This is a genomic window from Oceanicola sp. 502str15, from assembly GCF_024105635.1.
GTDB lineage: Bacteria > Pseudomonadota > Alphaproteobacteria > Rhodobacterales > Rhodobacteraceae > Vannielia.
This window is the reverse complement of the sequence record NZ_WYDQ01000001.1, coordinates 3,821,084-3,844,973: the sequence shown is the minus strand read 5'-3', so window position 1 is coordinate 3,844,973 and position 23,890 is coordinate 3,821,084. Positions and strand designations below refer to the sequence as shown.

The 23,890-nt window shown below is 66.4% G+C and carries 26 protein-coding genes; 21 read left to right on the top strand and 5 right to left on the bottom strand.

Features of this window, described 5'->3' with window-relative positions; all coding sequences use genetic code 11:
- The first annotated feature begins 114 nt into the window (after positions 1 to 114).
- From fliL to GTH22_RS18855, 10 genes are all read left to right on the top strand, one after another.
- Positions 115 to 621, top strand: coding sequence for a flagellar basal body-associated protein FliL (gene fliL / locus GTH22_RS18900; protein WP_252947139.1), 507 nt, complete (start codon positions 115 to 117; stop codon positions 619 to 621).
- Between the two features lie 9 nt (positions 622 to 630).
- Complete coding sequence (locus tag GTH22_RS18895; protein ID WP_252947138.1) at positions 631 to 996, top strand: hypothetical protein; 366 nt, start codon at positions 631 to 633, stop codon at positions 994 to 996.
- On the top strand, positions 996 to 1,598 hold the full coding sequence (locus GTH22_RS18890) for a MotE family protein (RefSeq protein WP_252947137.1): 603 nt from the start codon (positions 996 to 998) through the stop codon (positions 1,596 to 1,598). The genes GTH22_RS18895 and GTH22_RS18890 overlap by 1 nt, the downstream gene beginning before the upstream one ends.
- Before the next feature lie 87 nt (positions 1,599 to 1,685).
- A complete protein-coding gene (gene motA, locus GTH22_RS18885; RefSeq protein WP_252947136.1) occupies positions 1,686 to 2,555 on the top strand; it encodes a flagellar motor stator protein MotA in 870 nt (289 codons plus the stop codon).
- Positions 2,552 to 4,966: a lipopolysaccharide assembly protein LapB gene (locus GTH22_RS18880; RefSeq protein ID WP_252947135.1), complete on the top strand. Its 2,415-nt coding sequence runs from the start codon at positions 2,552 to 2,554 to the stop codon at positions 4,964 to 4,966. Before motA ends, GTH22_RS18880 begins: the two co-directional genes overlap by 4 nt.
- A 319-nt stretch (positions 4,967 to 5,285) precedes the next feature.
- Positions 5,286 to 5,843, top strand: coding sequence for a hypothetical protein (locus GTH22_RS18875; protein ID WP_252947134.1), 558 nt, complete (start codon positions 5,286 to 5,288; stop codon positions 5,841 to 5,843).
- A 59-nt stretch (positions 5,844 to 5,902) separates the two neighbouring features.
- Positions 5,903 to 7,930 (top strand): flagellar biosynthesis protein FlhA, encoded by a 2,028-nt coding sequence (gene flhA, locus GTH22_RS18870; protein ID WP_252947678.1) that lies wholly within the window; start codon positions 5,903 to 5,905, stop codon positions 7,928 to 7,930.
- Positions 7,927 to 8,700, top strand: a complete 774-nt coding sequence (locus tag GTH22_RS18865) for a flagellar biosynthetic protein FliR (protein ID WP_252947133.1) — start codon at positions 7,927 to 7,929, stop codon at positions 8,698 to 8,700. The genes flhA and GTH22_RS18865 overlap by 4 nt, the downstream gene beginning before the upstream one ends.
- Before the next feature lie 3 nt (positions 8,701 to 8,703).
- Complete coding sequence (locus tag GTH22_RS18860) at positions 8,704 to 9,807, top strand: flagellar biosynthesis protein FlhB (RefSeq protein WP_252947132.1); 1,104 nt, start codon at positions 8,704 to 8,706, stop codon at positions 9,805 to 9,807.
- Positions 9,804 to 10,157 (top strand): hypothetical protein, encoded by a 354-nt coding sequence (locus GTH22_RS18855; RefSeq protein WP_252947131.1) that lies wholly within the window; start codon positions 9,804 to 9,806, stop codon positions 10,155 to 10,157. Before GTH22_RS18860 ends, GTH22_RS18855 begins: the two co-directional genes overlap by 4 nt.
- Before the next feature lie 3 nt (positions 10,158 to 10,160).
- Here GTH22_RS18855 and GTH22_RS18850 read toward each other — a convergent pair whose 3' ends face one another.
- Positions 10,161 to 10,616 (bottom strand): GNAT family N-acetyltransferase, encoded by a 456-nt coding sequence (locus GTH22_RS18850; protein WP_252947130.1) that lies wholly within the window; start codon positions 10,614 to 10,616, stop codon positions 10,161 to 10,163.
- 183 nt (positions 10,617 to 10,799) lie between these two features.
- On the opposite strand from GTH22_RS18850, the gene smc reads away from it, so the two are divergent.
- The gene (gene smc, locus GTH22_RS18845) at positions 10,800 to 14,258 is read left to right on the top strand and encodes a chromosome segregation protein SMC (protein ID WP_252947129.1); all 3,459 of its coding nucleotides are present in this window, start codon (positions 10,800 to 10,802) and stop codon (positions 14,256 to 14,258) included.
- Positions 14,259 to 14,276: 18 nt separating this feature from the next.
- On the opposite strand, the gene GTH22_RS18840 is transcribed toward smc, so the two are convergent.
- Positions 14,277 to 14,729, bottom strand: coding sequence for a GbsR/MarR family transcriptional regulator (locus tag GTH22_RS18840; protein WP_252947128.1), 453 nt, complete (start codon positions 14,727 to 14,729; stop codon positions 14,277 to 14,279).
- A 315-nt stretch (positions 14,730 to 15,044) separates the two neighbouring features.
- Between GTH22_RS18840 and GTH22_RS18835 the strand changes: the two genes are divergently transcribed.
- The gene (locus GTH22_RS18835; protein WP_252947127.1) at positions 15,045 to 15,389 is read left to right on the top strand and encodes a hypothetical protein; all 345 of its coding nucleotides are present in this window, start codon (positions 15,045 to 15,047) and stop codon (positions 15,387 to 15,389) included.
- A 53-nt stretch (positions 15,390 to 15,442) separates the two neighbouring features.
- Here the strand turns inward: GTH22_RS18835 and GTH22_RS18830 are convergent, their stop codons facing one another.
- Positions 15,443 to 16,756 (bottom strand): FliI/YscN family ATPase, encoded by a 1,314-nt coding sequence (locus GTH22_RS18830; protein WP_252947126.1) that lies wholly within the window; start codon positions 16,754 to 16,756, stop codon positions 15,443 to 15,445.
- 97 nt (positions 16,757 to 16,853) lie between these two features.
- On the opposite strand from GTH22_RS18830, the gene GTH22_RS18825 reads away from it, so the two are divergent.
- The 9 genes from GTH22_RS18825 to GTH22_RS18785 are packed head-to-tail and all read left to right on the top strand — an operon-like array spanning position 16,854 to position 21,453.
- Positions 16,854 to 17,240 carry a FlgB family protein gene (locus tag GTH22_RS18825; protein ID WP_252947125.1) on the top strand — a complete coding sequence of 129 codons (387 nt, stop codon included), beginning with the start codon at positions 16,854 to 16,856 and terminating at the stop codon, positions 17,238 to 17,240.
- 9 nt (positions 17,241 to 17,249) lie between these two features.
- Positions 17,250 to 17,642 (top strand): flagellar basal body rod protein FlgC, encoded by a 393-nt coding sequence (flgC, locus tag GTH22_RS18820; protein ID WP_252947124.1) that lies wholly within the window; start codon positions 17,250 to 17,252, stop codon positions 17,640 to 17,642.
- 20 nt (positions 17,643 to 17,662) lie between these two features.
- Complete coding sequence (gene fliE / locus GTH22_RS18815; protein ID WP_252947123.1) at positions 17,663 to 17,953, top strand: flagellar hook-basal body complex protein FliE; 291 nt, start codon at positions 17,663 to 17,665, stop codon at positions 17,951 to 17,953.
- Positions 17,954 to 17,956: 3 nt separating this feature from the next.
- Positions 17,957 to 18,223: a flagellar biosynthetic protein FliQ gene (locus tag GTH22_RS18810; RefSeq protein ID WP_252947122.1), complete on the top strand. Its 267-nt coding sequence runs from the start codon at positions 17,957 to 17,959 to the stop codon at positions 18,221 to 18,223.
- Between the two features lie 4 nt (positions 18,224 to 18,227).
- Positions 18,228 to 18,941, top strand: coding sequence for a flagellar hook-basal body complex protein (locus GTH22_RS18805; RefSeq protein WP_252947121.1), 714 nt, complete (start codon positions 18,228 to 18,230; stop codon positions 18,939 to 18,941).
- Positions 18,942 to 18,953: 12 nt separating this feature from the next.
- The gene (flgG, locus tag GTH22_RS18800; protein WP_252947120.1) at positions 18,954 to 19,739 is read left to right on the top strand and encodes a flagellar basal-body rod protein FlgG; all 786 of its coding nucleotides are present in this window, start codon (positions 18,954 to 18,956) and stop codon (positions 19,737 to 19,739) included.
- Positions 19,739 to 20,191, top strand: coding sequence for a flagellar basal body P-ring formation chaperone FlgA (gene flgA / locus GTH22_RS18795; RefSeq protein ID WP_371928372.1), 453 nt, complete (start codon positions 19,739 to 19,741; stop codon positions 20,189 to 20,191). Before flgG ends, flgA begins: the two co-directional genes overlap by 1 nt.
- Positions 20,191 to 20,922 (top strand): flagellar basal body L-ring protein FlgH, encoded by a 732-nt coding sequence (flgH, locus tag GTH22_RS18790; protein ID WP_252947119.1) that lies wholly within the window; start codon positions 20,191 to 20,193, stop codon positions 20,920 to 20,922. The genes flgA and flgH overlap by 1 nt, the downstream gene beginning before the upstream one ends.
- Before the next feature lie 15 nt (positions 20,923 to 20,937).
- Positions 20,938 to 21,453, top strand: a complete 516-nt coding sequence (locus tag GTH22_RS18785) for a flagellar basal body-associated FliL family protein (protein WP_252947118.1) — start codon at positions 20,938 to 20,940, stop codon at positions 21,451 to 21,453.
- Between the two features lie 40 nt (positions 21,454 to 21,493).
- On the opposite strand, the gene GTH22_RS18780 is transcribed toward GTH22_RS18785, so the two are convergent.
- Both GTH22_RS18780 and GTH22_RS18775 read right to left on the bottom strand, forming a co-directional pair.
- A complete protein-coding gene (locus tag GTH22_RS18780; protein ID WP_252947117.1) occupies positions 21,494 to 23,206 on the bottom strand; it encodes a thiamine pyrophosphate-binding protein in 1,713 nt (570 codons plus the stop codon).
- 105 nt (positions 23,207 to 23,311) lie between these two features.
- Entirely contained in the window at positions 23,312 to 23,713 is a 402-nt protein-coding gene (locus tag GTH22_RS18775; protein ID WP_252947116.1) for a response regulator, read from the bottom strand.
- Between the last annotated feature and the right edge of the window lie 177 nt (positions 23,714 to 23,890).

The following is a 23,890-nucleotide window of genomic DNA, read 5'->3' as shown; positions in this document are numbered from 1 at the left end:
CCGTCATCCGGGCTTCTGCCCTTCTCCCTCTAAATCGCGCATTCGCCTTAACAATCGGTTAGCCTCCTTCGGTCTATGAACAGTTCGAGCGAATTGTTCAGGAGACCCGACCAGATGGCCGAGGAAGATGGTGAAGCCGAGGCAGGAGAAGATGCCGAAGCCCCCAGGAAAAAGTCCAAGCTGCCGTTGATTCTTGGCGTGGTCCTGATGCTTGGCGGCGGTGGAGGAGCGTTCTTTGCAACCTTCTCCGGCATTTTGGGGGGCGGAGAATCATCTGGTGAGGAGGGCGCCGAAAACATGGCGGAAGCCGAGCCGCTTGAGCCCGTGTCCTTCGTTCCCATCGACCCGATCATCATTGCCATGCGCTCGGGCGGACAGGCTGCACACCTCCGGTTCAGGGCCGAACTCGAGGTGCAGCCGGGCATGGAAGCCGAGGTCGAGATGGTGATGCCGCGCATTCTCGACGTGCTCAACACCTACCTGCGGGCCATCGAGGTCAGCGAGATCGAGCGGCCCAGCGCGCTCATGAGCCTGCGGGCCCAGATGTTGCGCCGCATCCAGATCGTGACCGGCGAGGGCCGCGTCAAGGATCTGCTCGTTACCGAATTCGTGGTGAACTAGGAGGCAAAGATGCTTGACGTGATAGCCGATATTCTCATGACGGCCGGTGCATTGGGAGCTGGCATCTACTGCCTCATTCTGTCGCGCCGCCTGTCGCGCTTCACCGACCTTCAGGGAGGGATGGGAGGGGCCGTGGCTGTGCTCTCCGTGCAGGTGGACGACTTGAAGAAGGCGCTCGAGGCCGCCCGGGCAGCCTCGACCGGAAGCGTCGATGAGCTCACCAGGTTGACCGAGCGCGCCGAGGACTCCGCCGACAAGCTCGAGATCCTACTCGCCACCATGCATGACCTGCCTGAACCCAGCCAGACCGGGCCGCGCCCGACGGTGACACGCCGGAGGCGGACGGCGCGCAATGATGAGCAGGAGGCCGCCTGATGGCGATGCGCGGCAGGTCTTCAATGCCGCTGCGGCGCAGGCTTGGGCGAAGTCTGCTCAGCATCATCGCGGCCCTCCTGCTCTTTTCCGCCGCCCTCCGCCTGACGGGCGTCAGTGGGTCCGCCTTTGCGTTGGAAGGGTCTCCGACCGATGAGCCTGCAACTTCCCCGGTCGTTGCAGGTTGCGAGCCGGATCCCGACATCGCCACGCTCCTCTCCGCGCTGCAATCGCGCGAAAGCGCCGTGACCGCGCGCGAGGCCGCGATAGCCGACGAGCTTGTCGCGCTTCAGCGCGCGCGTGAAGAGATCGCTCGCGAGATGGATGCGTTGCGCCAGGCCGAAACCGAGCTCGAAGCGACCCTCGCCCTCGCCGATGGCGCCACAGAGAGTGACCTTGCCAAGCTCACCCGCATGTATGAGGTCATGAAGCCGAAAGAGGCCGCGGCCCTGTTTCAGGAGATGGACCCGGTCTTTGCCGCAGGCTTTCTAGGCCGGATGCAGCCCGAACGTGCCGCTGCCGTACTCGCCGGAATGGAGGCAAAGGCCGCCTACCGCCTGTCCCTCATCCTTGCAGGTCGCAACGGGTCGGCGCCCACCGAATAGTTGGCGGAACCTCAGAAAAAATTAACCGCGGTCTGCAACACTTGTGGTGAGTAGAAACCCGCGGTTCAGCGCAAGGGCGAGCAGTTCATGATCGGTATTGTCGGCATCGCAATTATCTTCGTGATGGTGTTCGGCGGCTATCTCGCCGCCGGCGGCAAGATGGGCATCATCCTCAAGTCGCTGCCCTTCGAGATGACCATGATCGGCGGAGCCGCCGTGGGTGCCTTCGTCATTTCCAACGACATGGCCGCGATCAAACACACGCTGAAGGACATCAAGAAGGTGTTCAAGGGCCCGCACTGGGGCCACCACGACTACAAGGAACTGCTTTGCCTGCTCTTCGAACTGATCCGCCTCGCGCGGCAAAACCCGGTGGGCCTCGAGGAGCACATCGAGAACCCTGCGGAGAGTTCGATCATCTCGCGCTACCCCAAGATTCTCGCCGACAAGGAGGCCATCGAGCTCATCTGCGACACCCTCAGATCCGCCTCGATGAACTATGATGATCCGAACCAGGTGGAGGAGGTGCTGGAAAAACGCATGTCCGCCAACATGCACCACGCGCTGCACTCTCCGCACGCCATGCAATCCATGGCAGACGGGCTTCCGGCGCTCGGGATCGTCGCCGCCGTGCTCGGCGTGATCAAGACCATGGGTTCCATCGACCAACCGCCGGAAATCCTCGGCAAGATGATCGGGGGCGCTCTCGTGGGCACCTTTCTCGGCGTGTTCCTCGCCTACGGGATCGTCGGGCCGTTCTCTTCCAAGATGAAGGCCGTGATCGAGGAGGATGGCCACTTCTACCAGTTGATCCGCGAGGTGCTCGTCGCCAACTTGCATCAGCATGCAACCAACATCTGCATCGAGGTTGGCAGACAAAACACGCCCGGCCACAGCCGCCCCAGCTTCTCCGAACTCGAAGAAGCACTCAAAGACCTAAAAGCAGAAGCAGCGTGATCTTTCGCGTCAGCCTCCGGGCGGTGCTATTTGCCGCCGTGTTGCTTGCGAGCACGTCCTCGCAGGCTGAAACTGTCTTGCTGACGACTGGCGAGCACAGCGGATTCACCCGAATCGCGCTTGGGCTGCAACAGGGAACCGATTGGAAGGTCGGGCGAACCGAAGGCGGCTATGTTCTGGAGCTTGCCCGCCGAGATATCGCACTCGACATGTCCATCGCGTTTCGCCGTATCCGGCGGGATCGCATCCAGAATCTTGCGTACACGCAGGAGGCCGGGAGGCTGATCATCACATCTGGTTGCGCCTGTCACATCCGTCCGGTCCAAACCGGCACACAGGTGGTCGCCGTGGATATCGTGGATGGCGCCGCGCCGCCCGCACAGGAGGCCAACAACCGGTTGATGACCGCGCAGGTGCCACCAACCGAAACGGCCAGTCCAAGCGCCGAGCCGATCGGCGCTCCCGCCCCCGTAGCGGTTGCAGATGGTGTGCTGCCGCCAATGTTCTCGGGCAAACTGCGCCGCCGGTACGACCGCCATGTCGCGCTTCCCAACATGGCGGACCAGCCGCCAAAGCAGGAAGAGCCAACTGCGCCCGCGCGTGAAGACCCCGGCGCCACCGATCCTTTCGCCGAGGCGAGGGAGCGGCAGCGTATCGCAGAAATCGAGGCCGAGCTCCTCAAGCAGCTCGCCCGGGCCGGCTCGCAGGGCATGGTGAAGCCCAATCCCGACTACGGCGGGCTCGACGGCGAGGTGGCACAACCCGGTGCCGACATGCCCCCGAGCAATCATCCCGGCGAGAACGTGGGGGCAATTACCGGCGTCGACCGCGCCGCGCCCAATCCGGCTGAGAGGCTCGCCGAAACGGCGACAGCCTGCCTCGACCCACGCCACTTCGATTTTCTGATCTCCGAGCCCGAAGCAGAGCCACATGAAATGATCGGCACCGCCCGGCAGGCCTTGCTGCGCGAGTTTGACACCCCCAATTCCCAGGCCGCCGCCGCATTGGCGCGGTCTTATCTCTACCTCGGCTTCGGCGCCGAAGCACGTCAGGTGGTTGATGATTTCATGCCGGACGACCCCGATGCCCCCCTATACCGTGCGCTTGCAGCCGGGCTCGACGACATACCGGGCAAGGCCGGTCCGGCCCTCGTCGGCCACGTCGGCTGTCCCGGACAGGCCAGCTTTTGGGCCATGCTGACCGGGCCTGTGCCAGCCACACTGAGCGACGCCACCTCGCGCGATATCGCTGCCACGGCCTCAGATTTGCCGCTGCATCTGCGACGGCTGGTTGTGCCGAGAGTCGCACAGAGCCTGCTCGCCCGAAACCACGTGGAGCTGGCGGCTAGCCTGCGGGACACGCTCTCGCGGGCAGATGGCGACCATGGCTCCGGCTACCAGATGCTTCAGGCCGCCTTGGCAGAAGAGGGCGATCATGCGGCCGGAGGAGAGGGCTTCAGATCACAGGCCAGCAATGGTGCCGCCGAAGACCTCCTTGAAGGCGTGCTGGAATCCAATCAGGCCGAGGTGCCCGAAGCGCTCGTCGAGCTTGTCCGTCTGGCCAATGAGCAGGGCCGCCCGCTGGCTCCTGACCGGATTGACCTGGTCGAATCGATCATCTTCGAGCATCGGGACAGGCCGCTTGCCTACACCCTCATGGTCGCGATCGCCCCCGCCTACGCCCGCGACGGGGACTTCGATAAAGCTTTCGAACGGCTCACTGCGGCCAACGCCCACAGCCCGGGTGCCAACCCAGGTTCTATCAACGAAGCCCGCGATACCGTCTCCCTGATCCTCGCGAAGAACGCCTCCGACGAGGTCTTCCTTCGAACCCTCTTCGACCCCGCATACAACGATCTTCACACACAGGTCAGCGAAGAAACCGCATTTGCTCTCGCCTCGCGCCTGCTGTCACTCGGCTTTCCCGAGCAGGCACTTCAACGATCCGACGGGCTCCCTCCCGAGGATGCCTATCGCCTGATGCGCGTGCGTGCACTCATGGCGCTCGGCCGATACGAACGGGCACTGGCCTCACTCGCCGGCTTGCAGGGGCCCGAGAGCGACGCCCTTCGCGGTGAGCTTCTGGCAAGGCTTGGCGAGCATGACCGCGCCCATACGATGAGTCGTGTCGCGGGCGACGAAGACGCGGCACGGCGCGCAGCCTGGGCCAGCGGCGATACCGAAGCAATTCGCGAATCAGGCACGGAAACCGAAGCGGGATTCTCCGAGGCCGTACAGGCCGAGAACGCGCCGGTCGCACCCGCCGAACCGAGCCTGGCAGGTACGGAGGAGCTGCTGCAGAAAATTCGCCAGCGCCGGAGTGCGATCGAGACGCTTCTGCAGGAAAAATCCTCCGCCACCCGGGCCCTCTCCCCGTCGCAAAATGATCCCGAAATTCAGCCCGGAGCCTGAGGGCAGAAACCTTATGGTAACTCTGATCGCCTAGGCTGGGCGTATCATCGATTAGCCAGAACTGTGATCCCTCATGACCTCCCCTTGCCCGCCAGAAGGCGGCCCCAGCGTTGCACCGCGCGGGCTGTCAACGACGCCACGTGTTCCTACGTTCTCCCGCCGTCGCGCTCGCCGCATCTATGCTCTGCTCGCGGTCCTTGCCCTCGCCCTCATGTCGCTGCCCGCGCTCGCCCAGCCCTCGAGGCCCGAACTTTGCGAAGCCGCTGCCAGGGAAGCCTCCGAAAAATCCGGTGTTCCGCTCTCGGTCTTGCGGGCCATCATGCTCACGGTCAGCGGCCGCAAGAGTGACGACGGGCTGGTTCCCTGGCCATGGACGGTCGGTGCGGAGGGCCAAAGAGTCTGGTTCGAAACCGCCGACGATGCCCGCGCCTACGCCTACCAGCAGATCAAGTCGGGACACCCGGCACTCGGCCTCGGATGCTTTCAGGTCGATTACGCCAAATACGGGCCTCAGTTCGCCTCGCTCGAAGATATGCTGACCCCGCGTGTCAACGCCGAGTTCGCCGCTTCCCTTCTCACAAGCCTCCAGGCTCAAACCGGCGGTTGGGGCAACGCTGCGGCAGCCCTTCAAGGCCTGCCTCCGGAGGAGTCCGAGCGTTGGCTTACCCGCTTCAACCGCAATCGCAGCACGCTCCGTTCGGACGATTTCGCAACGGTGGCCCACAGGCCGGGCAACGGGATCGAAACGCAAGAACCCCGCCTCAACACCTATCCGTTACTCAAGGACGCCGGCGCCGCGCCCGTGCTCGGCTCGCTTGTGCCCACCAGCCCGGCGGCGCAGGGGGCCAGCCTCTTCCCGCCGGCTGAAGGCCTCTGAACGTGACCCTCGGCAAGGCCGATCTGTTCCGACCGACGATCCTGCTGGCCCTCGCCTTGATGGGGGTCATCACCATGATGATTCTGCCAATGCCGTCCTGGGTGCTCGACGTTGGCCTCGCAGGAAGCTTTGCCCTCGCAATCCTGATCTTCACCGTCACCCTCTTCATCGAACGCCCGCTGGATTTTTCGTCTTTCCCGACAATCCTGCTGGCCTCCCTGATGTTGCGGCTGTCGCTCAACGTCAGCTCCACCAAGCTCATCATCGGCGAGGGTCACACGGGCACGCGGGCCGCCGGCTCTGTGATCGAAGGCTTTGCGATGTTCGTGATGGGCGGCTCGGTCTTCCTCGGGCTCGTGGTCTTCGGAGTGCTGATGATCGTGAACTTCATGGTCATCACAAAGGGGGCCGCCCGCATGGCAGAGGTGGGCGCCCGCTTCGCGCTCGACGGGATGCCGGGCAAGCAACTCGCCATCGACTCCGACATGTCGGCAGGTGCGATCGACCACGAAGAGGCCAAGTCCCGGCGCGAGCGCGAACAGGCGGAAACCACCTTTTTCGGCTCTCTCGACGGAGCGTCGAAGTTTGTCAAAGGCGATGCGATGGCGGGGCTGCTCATCACCTTGCTGAACCTCGTGATGGGGCTGGTGATGGGAACGGCCGTGCACGGCCTGCCCATCGCCGACGCCTTCCACACCTATGCGATCCTGACGGTCGGCGACGGGCTCGTCACCCAGATCCCCGCGGTCATCATCTCCATCGCCTCGGCGCTTCTGCTGGCCCGCGGCGGCGAGCGGGGCGCGACCGACCTGGCCCTTGTCGGCCAGCTCGGCAAGCACCCCGCGGCCATCGCCACCGTCGCCGTGCTCATGGCGCTCTTCGGTCTCGTGCCCGGCCTGCCGATGCTGCCCTTCTTTGCCGGAGCGGCGACCTTGGGCCTCTTTGCCTGGCGCCGTCATGTCGCCCTCGAGGCCGAGGCCCTGGCCGCCGCCCTGCCGCCGCCCGAAGAACCCAAGACCCAACGCAAATCCATGGGCGACATGCTGGATCTCGACGATATTCACGTGGAGTTTGCGCCGGACCTCGTGTCCATGGTGCTCGATCCGGCGACTGGCCTCGACGCAAGAATCGAGAACATGCGCGCCCATGTCGCCGCCTCCTTCGGCCTGATTCTCCCCGAGATCCGGCTGACGGACAATGCCGCGCTGCGGTCCGAAACCTACGCCATCCGCATCCACGGCGTGACCCAGGCCACCAATCTCCTCCATCCCGAGCGGGTCCTTGCTCTGGCCGGCGACCTGCCCGAGCTGCTACCACCCGGCGAGGACTGCCACGAGCCGGTCTACGGCGCGCCCGCCCGCTGGATCTCGGAGAACGATCGCGAAGACGCCGCCTTGCAGGGGTCAACCGTCGTCACCCCGGCGGAGGTGCTGGCGACCCACCTGCTGGAGGTGCTCAAGCGCAACTTTGCCCGCCTCCTGACCATGAAGGCCCTGCGACGCCTGCTCGAAGAGCTCGCCAACCTGTCCGATCCGGTGCGGGCCGAAGCCAACAAGCGCCTGATTGACGAGCTGGTGCCCGACAAGGTGCCCATCGAGCTGTTGCTCGCGGTGTTGCGGCTACTGCTCGACGAGCAGGTTTCAATCCGCAACCTGCCGCTCATTCTCGAGTCGATCTCCGAGGCGCGCGGCACATATTCCGCCCCCGAGACCATCTGCGAGCATGTGCGCCAGAGGCTCGGGTTCCAGCTGGTCTCGGAGCTGCGCCGCGATGATGGCACCCTCCCGCTGCTGCAACTCGCGCCAGAATGGGAAGAGCAGTTCCTTGCGCATCAGGTCGACGGTGGCAACGGCACCGAGGATATCGCCTTGCCGCCGGAGGCGTTTTCCAAGTTGGCCACCGGGGTTTCCGAGAAGCTGGCGCGGGTCGCGGAAGACGGGGTGTCGCCCGCGCTGGTCACAACCTCGCGCCGCCGCCGGTTCCTGAAAACAGTGCTGACCGCCAAGGGCATCGCAACGCCGGTTCTCTCCTTCGAAGAAATCGGAATGGACGCCCGCCCTGCCCTGCTTGGCGTGATCGCGGCATGATCGAAGCGCTGGCCCAGCTGCTCGGCTTCTCGCAGGCCGCGCTGCTCACCGGCTTCACCGTCTTCCTGCGGGTCGGGGCGGCCATGGCGCTGATCCCGGCCTTCGGTGAGCAGGGCGTGCCGGCCCGCATCCGCCTTGGCGCGGCGCTGGCCTTCACCGCCATCGTCGCGCCGCTGGTCCCGGTGCCGCAGGCAACATCATTGGCAGGGATCGCCCTGTCGTTGACCCTCTTGAGCGAAATCGTCATCGGCCTGACCTTCGGCTTCGGCCTTCGCCTCTTCATCTTCGCCCTGCAGGTCGCGGGCTCGATGGCGGCGCAATCCACCTCACTGGCACAGATCTTCGGCGCGTCGCCAAATGTCGACCCGCAGCCCGCCATCGGCCACCTCTTCGTGGTCGCCGGGCTGGCGCTGGCCGCCACGTCGGGGCTCCATGTGCAGGTCGCCATGGGCTTCGTGGAAAGCTATAAGGTGCTGCCGGTCGGCGCCGTGCTGGGTGCCGGCGACGCGATGGAGTGGGGAGTGTCACGGGTATCTGCGGCCTTCGGCATGGCCTTTTCGCTGGCATCGCCCTTCATCATCGCGGCGCTGATCTACAACATCGCGCTCGGCGTCATCAACCGCGCCATGCCGCAGCTCATGGTGGCATTCGTCGGCGCGCCCGCCATCACAGCGGGCGGCTTGATCCTGCTGTTCCTGTCCACGCCCTATCTGCTCTCCCTCTGGCTCACCGCGCTTCAGCGCTACATGGCCACACCCTTCGGCGGGTAGCACATGGCGGGGCAGGATGACGACAGCGACAAGCAACACGAGCCAACCCAGAAGCGCCTCGATGATGCCCGCAAGAAGGGCGAGGTGCCCCGCTCGACCGATATCACCACCGCCACGGCCTACGGCGCGTTGCTGCTGGCTGCGTTCACCGTCGGCGCCTCCAGCATCACCGGGCTAGGCGCGACCGGCAGCCAACTTCTCGCCCAGGCCGACCGGCTCGCCCCGCTCCTGACCGGCCCGGGCTTTGCCACACTCTCGGGCGGGCTGATGACCAAGATCGCCGGCACCATGGCCCCCTGGTTTGCCATCCCGGCGCTGGCCTGCATCGCATCGCTGGTTGCGCAGCGGGCCATCACCTTCGCGCCGGAAAAGCTTCAGTTCAAACTCAGCCGCATCTCGCCGCTCTCCAACGCCAAGAACAAGTTTGGCCGCAACGGGCTGTTCGAGTTCTTCAAGAGCTTCGTCAAGCTCACCATCATCTCCTTCGTGCTCTTCGCGTACCTCAACCGGCGCCTCCCCGACATGCTCTCCGCCGCCGCCCTCGAGCCCGGTCAGGTCGGGGCGCTGCTCGGCCGGCTGTGCCTCGATTTCCTGATGATCGTCACCGCCATCATGGCCGCAATCGCCACGGTCGACTTCCTGTGGCAACAGGCCGAGCACATGCGCAAGAACCGGATGAGCCACCAGGAACTGAAGGACGAGCACAAGGAAAGTGAGGGCGACCCGCACATCCGCCAGTTCCGCCGCCAGAAGGCCATCGAGATCGCCTCGGCGCAGATGATGAGCGAGGTGCCCAAGGCCGATGTGGTCATCGTCAACCCGCAGCACTATGCCGTCGCCCTCAAGTGGGACCGGCTGACGCCCGGCGCGCCGGTCTGCGTCGCCAAGGGGGTCGATGAGCTGGCGGCCCGCATTCGCGCGCGGGCGCAGGAGGCCGGGGTTCCGATCCACCGCGACCCGCCCACCGCGCGGGCGCTCCATGCCACCGTGGAGCTGGGCGAAGAGATCCGCCCTGACCACTACGCGCCCGTCGCCGCCGCCATTCGCTTTTCAGAGGCAATGCGCCAGAAGGCACGTGCGAGCTATACCAACAGGTCCGGCTCATGACCGTGAAAAAGAAGCAGATGCAACAGCTTGCGGGGCTGATGGAAGCGCGGTTCATGTCGGGCCAGAGCAAGCTGAAGCTGCGGCTGGCCGAAGAGGCCCGGCTCTCCACCGCCGTCGAGGCGCTCGACGAGGCCCGCCACAAGGCCATGGCCGATGCCTCCGACCCGGCGCATTTCAGCCCGGCGCATGCCCGCGCCACAAATGTCTGGCTCCGCTGGACAGATGCCCGCAAGGCCGCCCTCAACCGCGACCTCGCCCGCGCGCGTGCCGCTTCGGCCAAGGCCCGCAAGGCGCTGGCCCGGTCCTTTGGCCAGATGCAGGCCAGCCGCGCCCTGATGAAAAAGCTCTAGCCCTCAGTCCAGGCGCTTTTCCATGAACAGCGATGAGGGCGCTTCGGGATAATCGCCGAATGCCCCCCGCTGGACGAACCCGGCCTTGCCATAGATCCGATGCGCCGACGCCAGGCTGTTGCCCGTCTCCAGCCGCAGCAGGTCATACCCCTCCCGGCGCGCCTCGGCCTCGATCTCGGCCAGAAGCAGTGCCGCAATCCCCCGGCCGCGGGCGGATTCGCGGGTGAACATCGACTTCACCTCGCCATATCCCTTCCGCAGCGCCAGCGCGCCCACCCCGAGGATGCGACCGTCCTCCTTGGCCACGAAAAACCGGATGTCGCGGCCGCAAAGTGCGTCGATATCGAGGAAAAAGTTGTCCTCCGGCGGAAACAGCCGCTGCATCAGCGCCTGGCTCTGCTTCAGCAGGTCGGTGGCATCGGGATGGCGGGGATCGCCGCGGGAGATCTTGAGGCTCATGCTGCGATCTTCCCCGGCGGCGACCCGCCGTCAACCGCTCCATATCTTGTGGATAACCGCCAAAACGCTGCCACATGCTGATTGACAGACGCCCCCTCCCCCCCAAACATGGGCCAGCCCCGGGGAATCGCCCCGCCGGGGCACGGGGACGGACAGGGGCGCCAAAAAGGGGCAGCAGGCAGCGTGCAGTTCACACGGCTCAGACTCAACGGGTTCAAGAGTTTCGTTGACCCGACCGATCTGGTCATCGCCAACGGGCTCACGGGCGTTGTCGGGCCCAATGGCTGCGGCAAGTCCAACCTGCTGGAGGCCCTGCGCTGGGTCATGGGCGAAAACCGCCCAACCGCCATGCGCGGTGGCGGCATGGAAGATGTGATCTTCGCCGGCGCCGCCTCGCGCCCGGCCCGCAACTTTGCCGAGGTGTCGATCCACATCGACAACTCCGAGCGCCTCGCCCCGGCCGGCTTCAACGACCAGGACGTGCTCGAAGTCGTCCGCCGCATCACCCGCGACGCCGGCTCTGCCTACAAGGCCAACACCAAGGATGTCCGCGCCCGCGATGTGCAGATGCTTTTTGCCGATGCGTCCACCGGCTCACACAGCCCGGCGCTGGTGCGGCAGGGTCAGATCTCCGAGCTGATCAACGCCAAGCCCAAGTCACGGCGGCGCATCTTGGAGGAAGCCGCAGGGATTTCAGGCCTTTACCAGCGTCGCCACGAGGCCGAACTCAAGCTGAACGGCGCCGAGCAGAACCTTGCCCGCGTCGATGACGTAATCGAACAGCTCGCCGCCCAGCTCTCCCAGCTGGCCCGCCAGGCCCGGCAGGCCGCCCGCTACCGCGAGATCGGCAGCGAGCTGCGGCAGGTCGAGGGGCTGTTGCTCTACCGTCGCTGGATGGAGGCCGACGAGGCCGTGGCCAGCGCCGGACAGTCCCACCGCGACACCGTCGCCGCCGCCTCCGCCGCCGAACGCGCCGTGCTGGCCGCCGAGAAGCGCCGCAGCGAGACCGACGCCGCCCTGCCCGCCCTGCGCGAGGAAGAGGCAATCGCGGCGGCGGTGCTCCAGCGGCTTCAGGTCGAGCGCGGCGGTCTGCGCGAAGAGGCCGCCCGCGCCGAAGCCACCATCGACACGCTCAAGAGCCGCCTCGCCCAGCTCACCCGCGACATGGAGCGCGAAGAGGGGCTGAACCGCGACGCGGGCGAAACCGTCGAGCGGCTGGGCTGGGAAGAAGCCGAGCTGCAGAAGGCCGGTGACGGGCAGGAAGAAAAGCTGGAAGAGGCCACCGAGGCCGCCCGCAAGGCTGCCTCCGTCCTCTCCGAAATCGAGGAGCGGCTCGCCGAGCAGACCGAGGATGTCGCCCGCCTCGCCGCCCGCCACCAGTCGGCCCAGCGGATGCAATCCGACGCCCGCAGCGGGGCCGATCGCAACGAGGCCGAGGCCGCCAAGGCCCGCACCCAGGCCGAAGAGGCGCGCGGCCGCAAGGCCGGGGCCGAAGAGGCGATGCGCGTTGCGAAGGCCGCCAGCGAAGCGGCCACCCTTCGTGCCGAAGAGGCTGAGAAGGCACTGGAATCCGCCGACGAAGCCCGCGCCGAATGTGCTGGGCGCGAGGCCGAAGCCCGCGCCGCGGCCTCCGCCGCAGAGGGCGAAACCAAGACCCTCTCCGCCGAGATGCACGCCCTTGCCCGGCTGGTCGACCGCGAGGGCACCGAGGGCGCGCAGGTGCTCGACATGCTCTCGGTCGACAAGGGCTACGAGAAGGCCCTCGGCGCCGCCCTGGCCGACGATCTCCGCGCCCCCGCCGTCGAGGCCGACGCGCCCTCCGGCTGGGCCGCCCTGCCCGATTATCCCGCGCCGCAGGGCCTGCCCGGCGGGCTGCACCCGCTGGCCGACTACATGCATGTCCCCGATGTGCTGAAGCGCCGGATGGCCGAGGTCGGGCTTGTTTCCGGCCCCGAAGAGGGCGCCGCGCGGCAGGCCGAGCTGAAGCCGGGCCAGCGCCTCGTCTCCCGCGAGGGCGACCTCTGGCGCTGGGACGGGTTCCGCGCCGCCGCCGAAGATGCCCCCTCCGCCGCCGCCCTCCGGCTCGAGCAGCTCAACCGGCTCGAAGAGCTGAAGCTCGATCTCAATGAGGCCGAGGCCCGCGCCGCCGGGGCCCGGCAGGCCCACACCACGCTGTCCGAAGAGCTGGCCCGCGTGACCGAGGCCGACCGCACCGCGCGCCAGGCCCGCCGCGAGGCCGATACCGCCGTCGCCGATGCCTCCCGTGCCCTGTCCCGCGCCGAGAGCGATGCCTCCATGGCCGCCACCCGCGCCGAGGCCGCCGACATGGCCGTGAAGCGCCACGAGGACGAGGCAAAGGCCGCCCGCGAGCGCCTTGCGGAGGCCGAGGCCGCGTTGGCCCAGCTCGGCGATCTCGAAGAGGCCCGCGGCAATGTCGAGGCGGCCAAGAGCCTCGTCGAGAACGCCCGGCAAGATATGCTCTCCCGCCGAGCGGTGCAGGACGAGATCCGCCGCATGGGCGAGGCCCGGGTGCGCCGCCTGCAGGAGATCGCCCGCGAGGTGTCCAACTGGAGGGAGCGGCTGACCAACGCCGAGGCTCGCTCCAACGAGCTCAACGAACGCAAGACCACCACCGAGGCCGAACTGGCCACCGCCGAGGCCGCGCCCGACGACATCGAAGCCCGTGAAACCAAGCTTCTGGACGCGCTCGAGAAGGCCGAGGAGCGCCGCAAGGGCGCCGCCGACAAGCTGGCCGCGGGCGAAACCGCATGGCGCGAGGCCCAGGCCGAGGAGCGCGAGGCCACCAAGATCGCCGGCGAACTCCGCGAAGGCCGCGCCGCCGCGCAGGCCCGGATGGAAGCCGCGCAGGAAGCCCGCAAGCTGGCCGAGGAGCGCATCCACGAAGAGCTCGAATGCGCCCCCGCCGACCTCCTGCAAACCCTCGAGGCCGACCCGGACAAGATCCCCGATGTCGAGCGGCTGGAAAACGACCTCTCCCGCCTGCGCCGCCAGCGCGATTCACTCGGGGCGGTAAACCTGCGCGCCGAGGAAGACGCCAAGGAGGTGCAGACCGAGCATGACGAGCTGGTCAAGGAAAAGGCCGACCTCGAGGAAGCCATCCGCGCCCTGCGCAACGGCATCGCCGGGCTCAACAAGGAAGGCCGAGAACGCCTTCTGACCGCCTTCGAACAGGTCAACTCCAACTTCACCCTGCTGTTCAAGCACCTCTTCGGTGGCGGCGAGGCCTCGCTCGAACTCGTCGAATCCGACGACCCGCTCGAGGCGGGGCTCGAGATCATGTGCATGCCTCCGGGCAAGAAGCTCTCGACCCTCTCCCTGCTCTCGGGCGGCGAGCAGACCCTCACCGCGCTGGCGCTGATCTTCGCCGTCTTCCTCGCCAACCCCGCGCCGATCTGCGTGCTCGACGAGGTCGACGCCCCGCTCGACGATGCCAACGTCACCCGGTTCTGCGACCTGCTCGACGAGATGACACGCCGCACAGACACCCGCTTTCTGATTATCACCCACCACGCGGTGACGATGAGCCGGATGGACCGGCTCTTTGGCGTTACCATGCAGGAACAAGGGGTTAGTCAGCTGGTGTCGGTCGACCTCAAGAAGGCCGAGGCGCTGGTCGCCTGATCGCGGCCTGCCGCCGCCTCACACCATCTCTTCGGCCAGCTCACCGATCTTGCGCGAGACGGATTCCAGCATCACCGAATAGGCGCGCACCCGCTCCCGGATCTCCGGCTCGCTTTCGGGCACGCAATCCAGCGTCGAATACAGGTCTTCGCTGCGGCGATGGAACTGAAGGCTCAGGTCCTTCACCATCGACTCGTAAGACTTTTCTGCAAGTTGGAAGTAGTCCTGCCGATCCCCGGGCTTGGCCAGGCGCCGAACCATCCGGCGGTCGATCAGGATGCGGGTTGCGGTGCTGATGCTGCCGCGGCTCACCTGAAGCCCGATGGCAAGATCGCAGAACGAAATCGGCTCGCCATGCCACACCAGCATCCCCATGACCCGCCCCGCCGTGCGCGGGAGGCCATCGGCTTGCACCAGTAGTCCCATCTTCTCGATGAACTCGTCTCGGGTCTCGTCGATGGGTTGTGTCATGGGGTCATCCGCCTCTTCAGGAGTTTCGTTTCACACGCGTCTCTGTCACCGCTCATCAGTCTGTTCTGTGGTGTTTAGCTAATACTAAACGCACTTAAAGTCCAGTGGTTCCGGGTTCATGTGCGCATTCTCAGCCCCCGAAGCCCGGCCAAACAAAAAACTTTTCAAACAAAAACAGCACCTTGCACTGTTCATATCAATTAGTTTGTTCTGTTTGTTTGATTCATACTAAACAGACCATACATCGGGGTCATCACGATGCAAGACATCGCGCCAACAGCCCGAACGGGCCCCTTTGAAAAGTGAGACAGACCTATGAAAACCACCATCCTTGCCGCCGCCGTCCTCGCCGTCGCAGCTCCTGCTTTCGCCGCCAGCGACAACCTCGCCAACTCGATCGGCGTTCAGCCCGGTGTCTACACCCAGGAACAGCTGGTGACGCTGAAAGCCCACGAGAGCGACTCCGCCGGTGAATCGCACGTCTACTTCGGTAACGACGACAGCACCAACGGCGTGGTCAACGACGTGGCGGCCGCAAAATTCCGCGAGCTCAACGCCGAGCAGAACAACGGCGTGGCCCAGGCCTCCGAGGCCGTGACCACCCGCGGCGTGATCAACCCGGTTGCCGCTGCCAAGTTCCAGGAACTGCGCGCCGAGTGAACCGCGCCAAAAGCGCCAAACAAAAGGGGGCCGTCATGGCCCCCTTTCTATATCTAACCGGGGCCCAGAATCGCCCGCAGCCGTTTGAAGGCCGCTGAAGGCCCGTCGCTCCGGTCTGCCAGAAACCCGTCCAGCGCGCCGTAGCACCGGATGGCCGCGTCGATCTCCGGGTCCGATCCGGGCGAATACAGCCCCGACTGAATCATCAGCTCCGCCCGGTCATAGGCCCCCAGCCGGCGCCGAGCCTTGCCGATCAGCGCGTTCTCCTCCGCGCTGGCCGCCTCCGGAAGCGAGCGCGAGGCCGAGCGCAGCAGGTCCACCGCCGGAAACCGTCCGCGCTCCGCGATTTCGCGCGCCAGCACCACGTGGCCGTCGAGCACGCCCCGCAGGATGTCGGCCACCGGCTCCTCCATGTCCGACCCTGCCATCAGCACCGAGAAGATCGCCGTGATGTCGCCCGCCCCGTCCAGCCCCGGCCCGGCCCGTTCGGCCAGCGCCATGATCATGTGGGCGGTCGAGGGCGGATAGCCGCGCAGGCTGGCCGGCTCGCCCGCCGCCAGAGCCACCTCCCGGTGCGCCTCGGCAAAGCGCGTGACAGAATCGGCAAGGAAAAGAACGTGTTCGCCCGCGTCGCGCATGTGTTCGGCCACCGTCATCGCGGTCCACAGGCACCGGCGCCGCGCAATGGCCGACTGGTCTGAGGTGGCCGCCACGATGACCGACCGCGCCATGCCCTCCGGCCCCAGCACATCCTCGATGAAGTGGCGCAATTCCCGCCCCCGCTCCCCGACCAGCGCAATCACCGCCCGGTCCGCCTGAAGGCCCCGCCCCAAGGCGCCCAGCAGCGAGGATTTGCCAACCCCCGAGCCCGCAAACAGCCCAAGCCGCTGCCCCCGCACGATCGGCAGCAGCGTGTCGAACACCGCCAGCCCGGTGCCAAGCCGCGTTCCGAGCCGCTTGCGTTGCGTGGCAGGCGGTGCGTGCGGACGCAGCGGGCGCAGATCGGGGCCGCGCGGCAGGGGCCGTCCATCGAGCGGGTTGCCATAGGGGTCGATGATCCGGCCCTGCCAGCCAAGGTCCGGATAAAGCCCGTCGCCCCCCTGCAGCATCACCTGGTCGCCCAGCCGGATACCATCAACCGAGCCGTCCGGCAGCGCCATCGCGTAGCTGCGATCAATATGAACGATCTCCCCGCGCAGCCGCCCCTCCCGCGTGCCAAGCCAGACCTGGTCGCCCAGCGCGGCGATCTCCGAGAGGCCGGTCAGCTCCACCGCGCCGCGCCCGACCGAGCTGATCCTGCCCACGGCCATCGTGGGTTTGAGCGCCGCGATCTCGGCGGTGAGCTGGGCAAGTGTGGCTTCTGCCATGTGAGTCTCCTCTTTCGGTGCGCCGGACCGGACACCTGAAACTCTTTCTAAAGGAATCAGAGTTAAGCCGAGGTTGAAGCCCGTGGGAGAAACCCCGATGTTCGATCAGCTCGAGATCCTTTCAATGGCGCGTGGTCTGGCCACGCACTCCGCCACCCGACAGAACGTGGTGGCCCAGAACCTCGCCCAGGCCGATACGGCCGGATACAAGGCGCGTGACATCGCGGCCTTCGGCGACACCTACCGCGCCTCCGGCCGCATGGCCCTGCGCAGCACCCGCGCCGGTCATCTCGCCGGCAGTGCCCCCCCGCCCGAGCTGCGCCCCTTTGTCGAGCGCGGCGTCGATAGCGACCCGAACGGCAACAGCGTGTCGATCGAAACCCAGATGGTGAAGTCGGCCGAGGTCCAGATCAGGCATGAGCTGGCCCTGTCGGTCTACAACACCACGCTGGGCATCCTTCGCGCCACGCTCGGGCGCAGGTAGGGGGGCGGCATGAGCGACCTGTTCGAGAGCTTCTCCGTTTCCGCGAGCGCCATGCGGGCTCAGAGTTCGCGCCTGCGTCACGTGTCCGAGAACATCGCCAACGTCGATACGCCCGGCTACCACCGCAAGCTCACCCCGTTCCGCGAGATCTTGCAGGGCGGGCGGCGTTCCGGCGCGGTCGAGGCCGCGCCCGTGCAGCTCGACGACACCGATCTGCCCGAGGTCTTCGACCCCTCCCACCCGATGGCCGGAGAGGATGGCATTTACCTCGGTTCGAATGTCGATCTCGTGGTCGAGATCGCCGACGCGCGAGAGGCCCAGCGCAGCTACGAGGCAAACCTCAAGATGTTCGATCAGGCCCGGCAGATGACCCGTAGCCTTTTGGAAATACTGCGAAAATAGCAGATTAAAGGAGATCCAGAATGGATATCAAGATGTCCAGTGTGTCCCGGCTCTATGAAGGAGCCAGACCAGCCACCGCCCCGAAGACGGGCACCGAACCGGGCGGCGAAGGCTTCGCCCGCGTGGCTCAGGACTTCGCTGCCATGCTCTCGAACGCGGAGCATGTGGCAAAGGAGGCGATGGTCGGCAAAGCCGATCCACACGCCCTTGTTCAGGCATTGGCCGAAACCCAGCTTGCCGTCGAAACGGCGGTGACGGTGCGCGACAAAGTCGTGGAAGCCTACCAGGAAATCCTGCGGATGCCTGTGTGACCAATGGAGGCGGCGGGCTTTTACGACACGCTCCGGGAGGGGCTCTGGGTTGGCGTTGTCATCGCCCTGCCCATCCTCACCGTGGCGCTCGTCGCGGGCGTGACCATCGGCCTTTTCCAGGCGCTGACCTCGGTGCAGGAAATGACCCTCACCTTCGTGCCCAAGCTCGCCGCCATCCTCGCCGTTTTCTGGCTGACCATGGGGTTCATGACCGAGAGCCTCGTCAGTTTCTTCCAATCCACCCTCGTTCCGCTGATCGCCGGAGGTTGATCCCATGAGCAGCACCTATGTCACCCTCTCCCGCCAGTCGGGCCTGATGAACGAGATGCGCGCGGTGGCCAACAACCTCGCCAACCTCTCCACCACCGGCTTCCGCCGCGAGGGGGTGATCTTTTCCGAGTGGGTCCGCGCCGCAGACGGGCCCTCCGGCTCGGTCTCCATGGCGACGGCCCGGGTGCGCAACACCGACCTCGCGCAGGGCACCCTCAGCCAGACCGGGGGCACCTTCGACTTTGCCATCGAGGGCGAGGGGTTCTTTCAGATCGAAACGCCACAGGGGCTGCGCCTGACCCGCGCGGGCAGCTACACGCCCGGGCCCGCGGGCGAGGTGATGAACGGCGATGGGCACTTTCTGCTCGATGCCGGCGGCGCGCCCGTCTTCGCGCCCCCCGGCGCGCGCTCCATCAGCCTCGCCGCCGACGGCACGCTCAGCGCCGACGGCGTTCCGCTGACCCAGATCGGCATGGTCGAGCCCGAGGATTACACCGCCATGACCCGCGAAGGCGGCACGCTCTTCGATCCGGGCGGCGCCGTGGTGCCCGCCGAAAACGCCCGCGTGCTCCAGGGCTTCATCGAAGAGAGCAACGTCGACCCGATCCTCGAGATCGCCCGCATGATCGAGGTCCAGCGCACCTATGAGCTGGGCCAGAAATTCCTGGAGAAGGAGTCCGAGCGCAAGGACTCCGTCATCCAGACCCTCACCCGTTAAGGAGGCAACCCGATGCAGGCCCTGAAAATCGCCGCCACCGGCATGAGCGCGCAGCAGATGCGTGTCGATGTCATTTCCAACAACCTCGCCAACATGAGCACCACCGGCTACAACGCCCGTCGCGCCGACTTTGCCGACCTGCACTATCGCCAGCTCGCCCGGCCCGGCACGATCAACGCCAATGACGGCACCGTGCTGCCCACCGGCGTGCAAATCGGCCTCGGCGTGCGGCCCTCCTCGGTGTCGATGAACATCCAGCAGGGCTCGCTCGGCTCCACCGGCGGCGACCTCGACATTGCCATTGAGGGCCTCGGCTACTTCGAGGTCACCCTCCCCTCGGGCCTCGCCGCCTATACCCGCGACGGGGCGCTCAAGCGCACCGCCGACGGGCTGATCGTCACCTCCGACGGCTACCCCGTCGCACCCGACATCACCCTGCCCGACGACGCCCGCAGCATCTCGATCAACACCGATGGCGAGGTCTATGCCCACTTCGATGGCACCGTCGGCTCCCAGCTTGTCGGGCAGTTCACCCTTGCGGATTTCTCCAACGCCAAGGGGCTCGAAGCCATGGGCTCCAACCTCTTCCTCGAAACCGAAGCCTCCGGTCCGCCCATCATCGCCTCGCCCGGCGAGCAGGGGCTCGGCATCGTCCGGCAGGGCTACCTCGAGGAAAGTTCGGTCGACGCGGTGAAGGAAATCACCGATCTCATTACCGCCCAGCGCGGCTACGAGTTGAACGCCAAGGTCATCACCGCCTCCGACCAGATGCTTGGCGCGACCACGCAGATCCGCTGATGATCCTGCGCAGCCTTCTCCTTCTGGCTCTGCTGGCCAGCCCGCTCCGCGCCGAGATGCTGGTGGCCGCCCGCACGCTTCCGGCCGGCACCGTGCTGGAGCCCGGCGATGTGCTGCTGCGCGAAGGCACCGCGATCGGGGCGCTGGACGAGGCCGAGCTGGCCTTCGGCCTCGAGGCCCGCGTCACCCTCTATCCGGGGCGCCCGATCCGGGCCGCGGACCTCGGTGCGCCGGCCCTCGTCGAGCGCAACCAGACCGTGACGCTGATCTACCACCAGAACGGCCTGCTGATCGCCACCGAGGCCCGCGCGCTCGGGCGCGCCGGGGCGGGCGATCTGCTCAAGGTCATGAACCTCGCATCCCGCAGCACCGTGACCGGACAGGTCGACGCGGCCGGGCGCGTCATCGTGGGCCCCAGCGCCCGAATGCTGAACGACCTGGAGGATTTCTGATGCCCCGCACCGCCCTGCTTCTGCTCACCGCCCTGCTCGCCCTCGCGGGCTGCTCGCGCCTGCAAGATGTTGGAAAGGCCCCCGATTTCGAGCCGACCGAAGAGACCTACGAGTATCGCGCCATGGCCAGCGTCCCCCTGCCCGACGTGCTGGACGACAAGCGCGGGGCCGAGCAGGCCTCGCTCTGGAGCCGCAACCGCAAGTCCCTGTTGGGCGACCGTCGGGCGGTGCGGCGCGGCGACATTCTGACCGTGGTGATCGAGATCGACGACAGCGCCAGCATCTCCAACGCCACCGGCCGCTCGCGCAACGGCGCCGAAAGCATGGGCGTCCCCTCGCTTTTCGGCATCCCCGAGCGGGTCGACCAGCGCCTGCCGGAAGGGGCGACCATGGCCGATGCGGTCTCTACCAACTCTTCCTCCACCTACTCCGGCAACGGGTCGGTCAGCCGGAACGAGCAGCTCGAGCTGCGCATCGCCGCGACCATCGTGGAGGAGATGTCCAATGGCATCCTGAGGATCCAGGGCAGCCAGGAAGTGCGGGTGAACTTCGAGCTGCGCGAGCTGCTCGTCACCGGCTATGTCCGCCCCGAGGACATCACCCGCCAGAACGAAATCACCTACGACAAGATCGCCGGCGCCCGCATCAGCTATGGCGGCCGCGGCCAGATCACCGATGTCCAGCAGCCGCGCTATGGCCAGCAGATCACCGACATCGTTCTTCCCTTCTGACCGGAGCCCGCCCTCATGAAGTCCATACTCCTCATCCTCATCCTCGCGCTCGTCGGAGTGGGCGCGGGCACGGGCGCCGGCATGATGCTCCGCCCGCCGCCCGAGGAGGCCATGATGAACCCCTGCGGCGAGGACGGCGAGATGGTCGAGAGCCACCCGGAAGAAGAGCCGATGGCAGCGGATACCACCGGCGAAGAGTCCGACCCGACCCGGGAATACGTGAAGATCAGCAACCAGTTCATCATTCCGATCGTCGAGGAGGGACGGGTGGCGTCGATGGTGGTGCTCAGCCTCAGCCTCGAGGTCGACGCCGGACAGGCAGAGCTGGTCTTTGCCCGAGAACCCAAGCTGCGCGACAGCTTTCTGCAGGTGCTCTTCGACCATGCCAACTCGGGTGGGTTCTCCGGCAACTTCACCACCGGCAGCAAGATGGGCCGGCTTTCGCAGGCGCTCAGGGAGGTCGGCCGCAAGGTGCTCGGTCCGACGCTGACCGATGTGCTGATCATCGACATCGTCAGGCAAGACAACTGATCCCACGCCGGGCTTCTCCGCCAGCAGGCGCGGCGCAGCCTCAGCGCTTCCGGCCGACCTCGCGGGTTTCGCTCAGGGTCAGCCCGGCCGACAGGGCCTCAGGGTCCACTACAAGTTCGAGCACGGCCAGCCGTCCGCTGGCTTGGGCCCGCACGAAGGCGCCGGCAAAATCCTCGGTCCGCTCGACCCGCTCGCCAAAGCCGCCATAGGCCTGCGCCAGCGCAACGAAATCCGGGTTGGCCAGATCGGTGCCCGAGACCCTCCCCGGGAATGTCTTTTCCTGGTGCATCCGGATGGTGCCATACCGCCCGTTGTTCACAACCAGCACGATCGGGGCCGCGCCATGCTGCACCGCCGTCGACATCTCGTTGCAGGTCATCTGGAAGCAGCCGTCCCCGGCCAGCGCCACCACCACCCGCCCGGGGTGGCGCAGCTTGGCGGCAATGGCCGCGGGCAGCCCGTAGCCCATCGACCCGCTGGTCGGGGCAAGCTGAGTGCCGTAGCGCTTGAACTGGTAGTAGCGATGCAGCCAGGCAGCATAGTTGCCGGCGCCATTCGTCAAAATCGCATCCTCGGGCAGGTTGTCCGACAGCCAGCCGATCACCTGCTCCAGCTTCAGCGCGCCCGGGGTTTCCTTTGGCCGCAGCCATTTTTCGTAGGCAGAGCGGTAGTCAGCCGTCCACTGCCGCTTGTCGCTGCGCGGCCGCACCGATCGGGCCAGCTTGGCCAGCACCGCCGGAGCCTCGGCGACAAAGGGCAGCTGCACCGGGTAGACCTTGCCGATCTCGTCCGGGTCGGGGTGCACCTGAATGATCCGCTTGTTGGGGCGCGCCACGTCGAGCAGCTTGTAGGCGCCGGTGGTGATATCACCCAGCCGGGTGCCCAGCGCCACGATCAGGTCGGCCTGGCGCACCGCATCTGCCAGCCCCGGGCTCATCCCCACGCCAAGATCGCCAATGTAATTGGGGTGCCGGTTGTCCATGTAGTCCTGCCGCCGGAACGGCACCGCCACCGGCAGGTCAAGCGCCTCGGCAAAGCGGGCGAGGTTCGCGGAGGCCTCCGCGCTCCACCCCGAACCGCCGGCGATCACCAGCGGCCGGTGCGAGCGTTCGATCTGATGAATCACCAGCTCGGAAAAGTTCGAGCCCTCCGGCGAGGTGAAAAACGCGTCATCCGGCCGGTCGGGCACATCGACCTTGTCGTGCAGCATGTCCTCGGGCAGCGACAACACCACCGGCCCCGGCCGCCCCGCATTGGACAGGCGAAAGGCGCGGTCGATGTATTCCGGCAGGCGGGCGGCGTCATCCACCTCTGCCGTCCACTTCGCCACCGGCGCCAGAAACGCCCGCAGATCCACTTCCTGAAACGCATCCCGGTCGCGCTGCTCGCGCGGCACCTGCCCGACGAAAACCACCATCGGCGTGCTGTCATGGCGCGCCACATGCAAGCCCGCCGAGGCGTTCGACGCGCCCGGCCCGCGGGTCACGAAAAGCACGCCCGGCTCGCCGGTCATCTTGCCCTCGGCTTCCGCCATCATCGCCGCGCCGCCTTCCTGGCGGCAGACGATGTTGGCGATCCCCGAATCCACCAGCCCGTCGAGGACCGGCAGAAAGCTTTCGCCGGGCACCGAGAACACCCGTTCAATTCCGCGAATGGCGAGCTGGTCGACAAGCACCTGCCCGCCGTGACGAAGTTCTGCAACGCGGGGCGATGCGGCGGGTTTTGGCGTCTTGAGCGGCACGACTGTCTTCATTTCTGGCCCCGGAGATTCGTCACAGCCTGAGCCATTCGCGCCTTCCCGGCAAGTCTCGCAAACCACAATTCATCAGGCTGTCTGCAGGTCGCGGCCGATCCGGCGTCAGTGGCGGACCAGAGCCGCGTCGCCCGTGGCATCCGCGCCGAAACCCCCGCCGTGATATTCGACCATGGCGGCAAGGTCGTCGACCGGGGTGCCGATGCGCAGGAAGGCGCAGGCATTGGATGCAAACGAAAAGATCGAGCCATCCGAGAAGAAGGTTGTGTCGGTCACGAAGATCACCCGCGCCTCCGGTTGCCGGTAAGAGGCAAAATCGGCCACCGCCAGCGCGGAGCCTTCCAGAAGCACGAGGTTGAGCACGATCACCTGCACCGACCCGTGGCGCAGCGCGTCCACGGCATCCGATTGGCTGGCCACAAGCGTCACCGAGCAGCCCTGCCGCTCAAGGTGACGAGCCCAGATACTTCCGAGCTCCTCGTCGCTTTCCACGATGAGAACTTTCACACCAGCCTCTTTGTTCGGAACGACCCGAACCCAACGCCCCCAAGGCCCATCATGGGCCGGAAAGCCTAAGAGGACGTTAACACATTTGAAACCTTGGTTAACGCGAATTGTGAACACGGCACCGCGACCCCGCATCAACGCGCGGAATCAACCGGTTATCACCGGCCCCCGCATCCG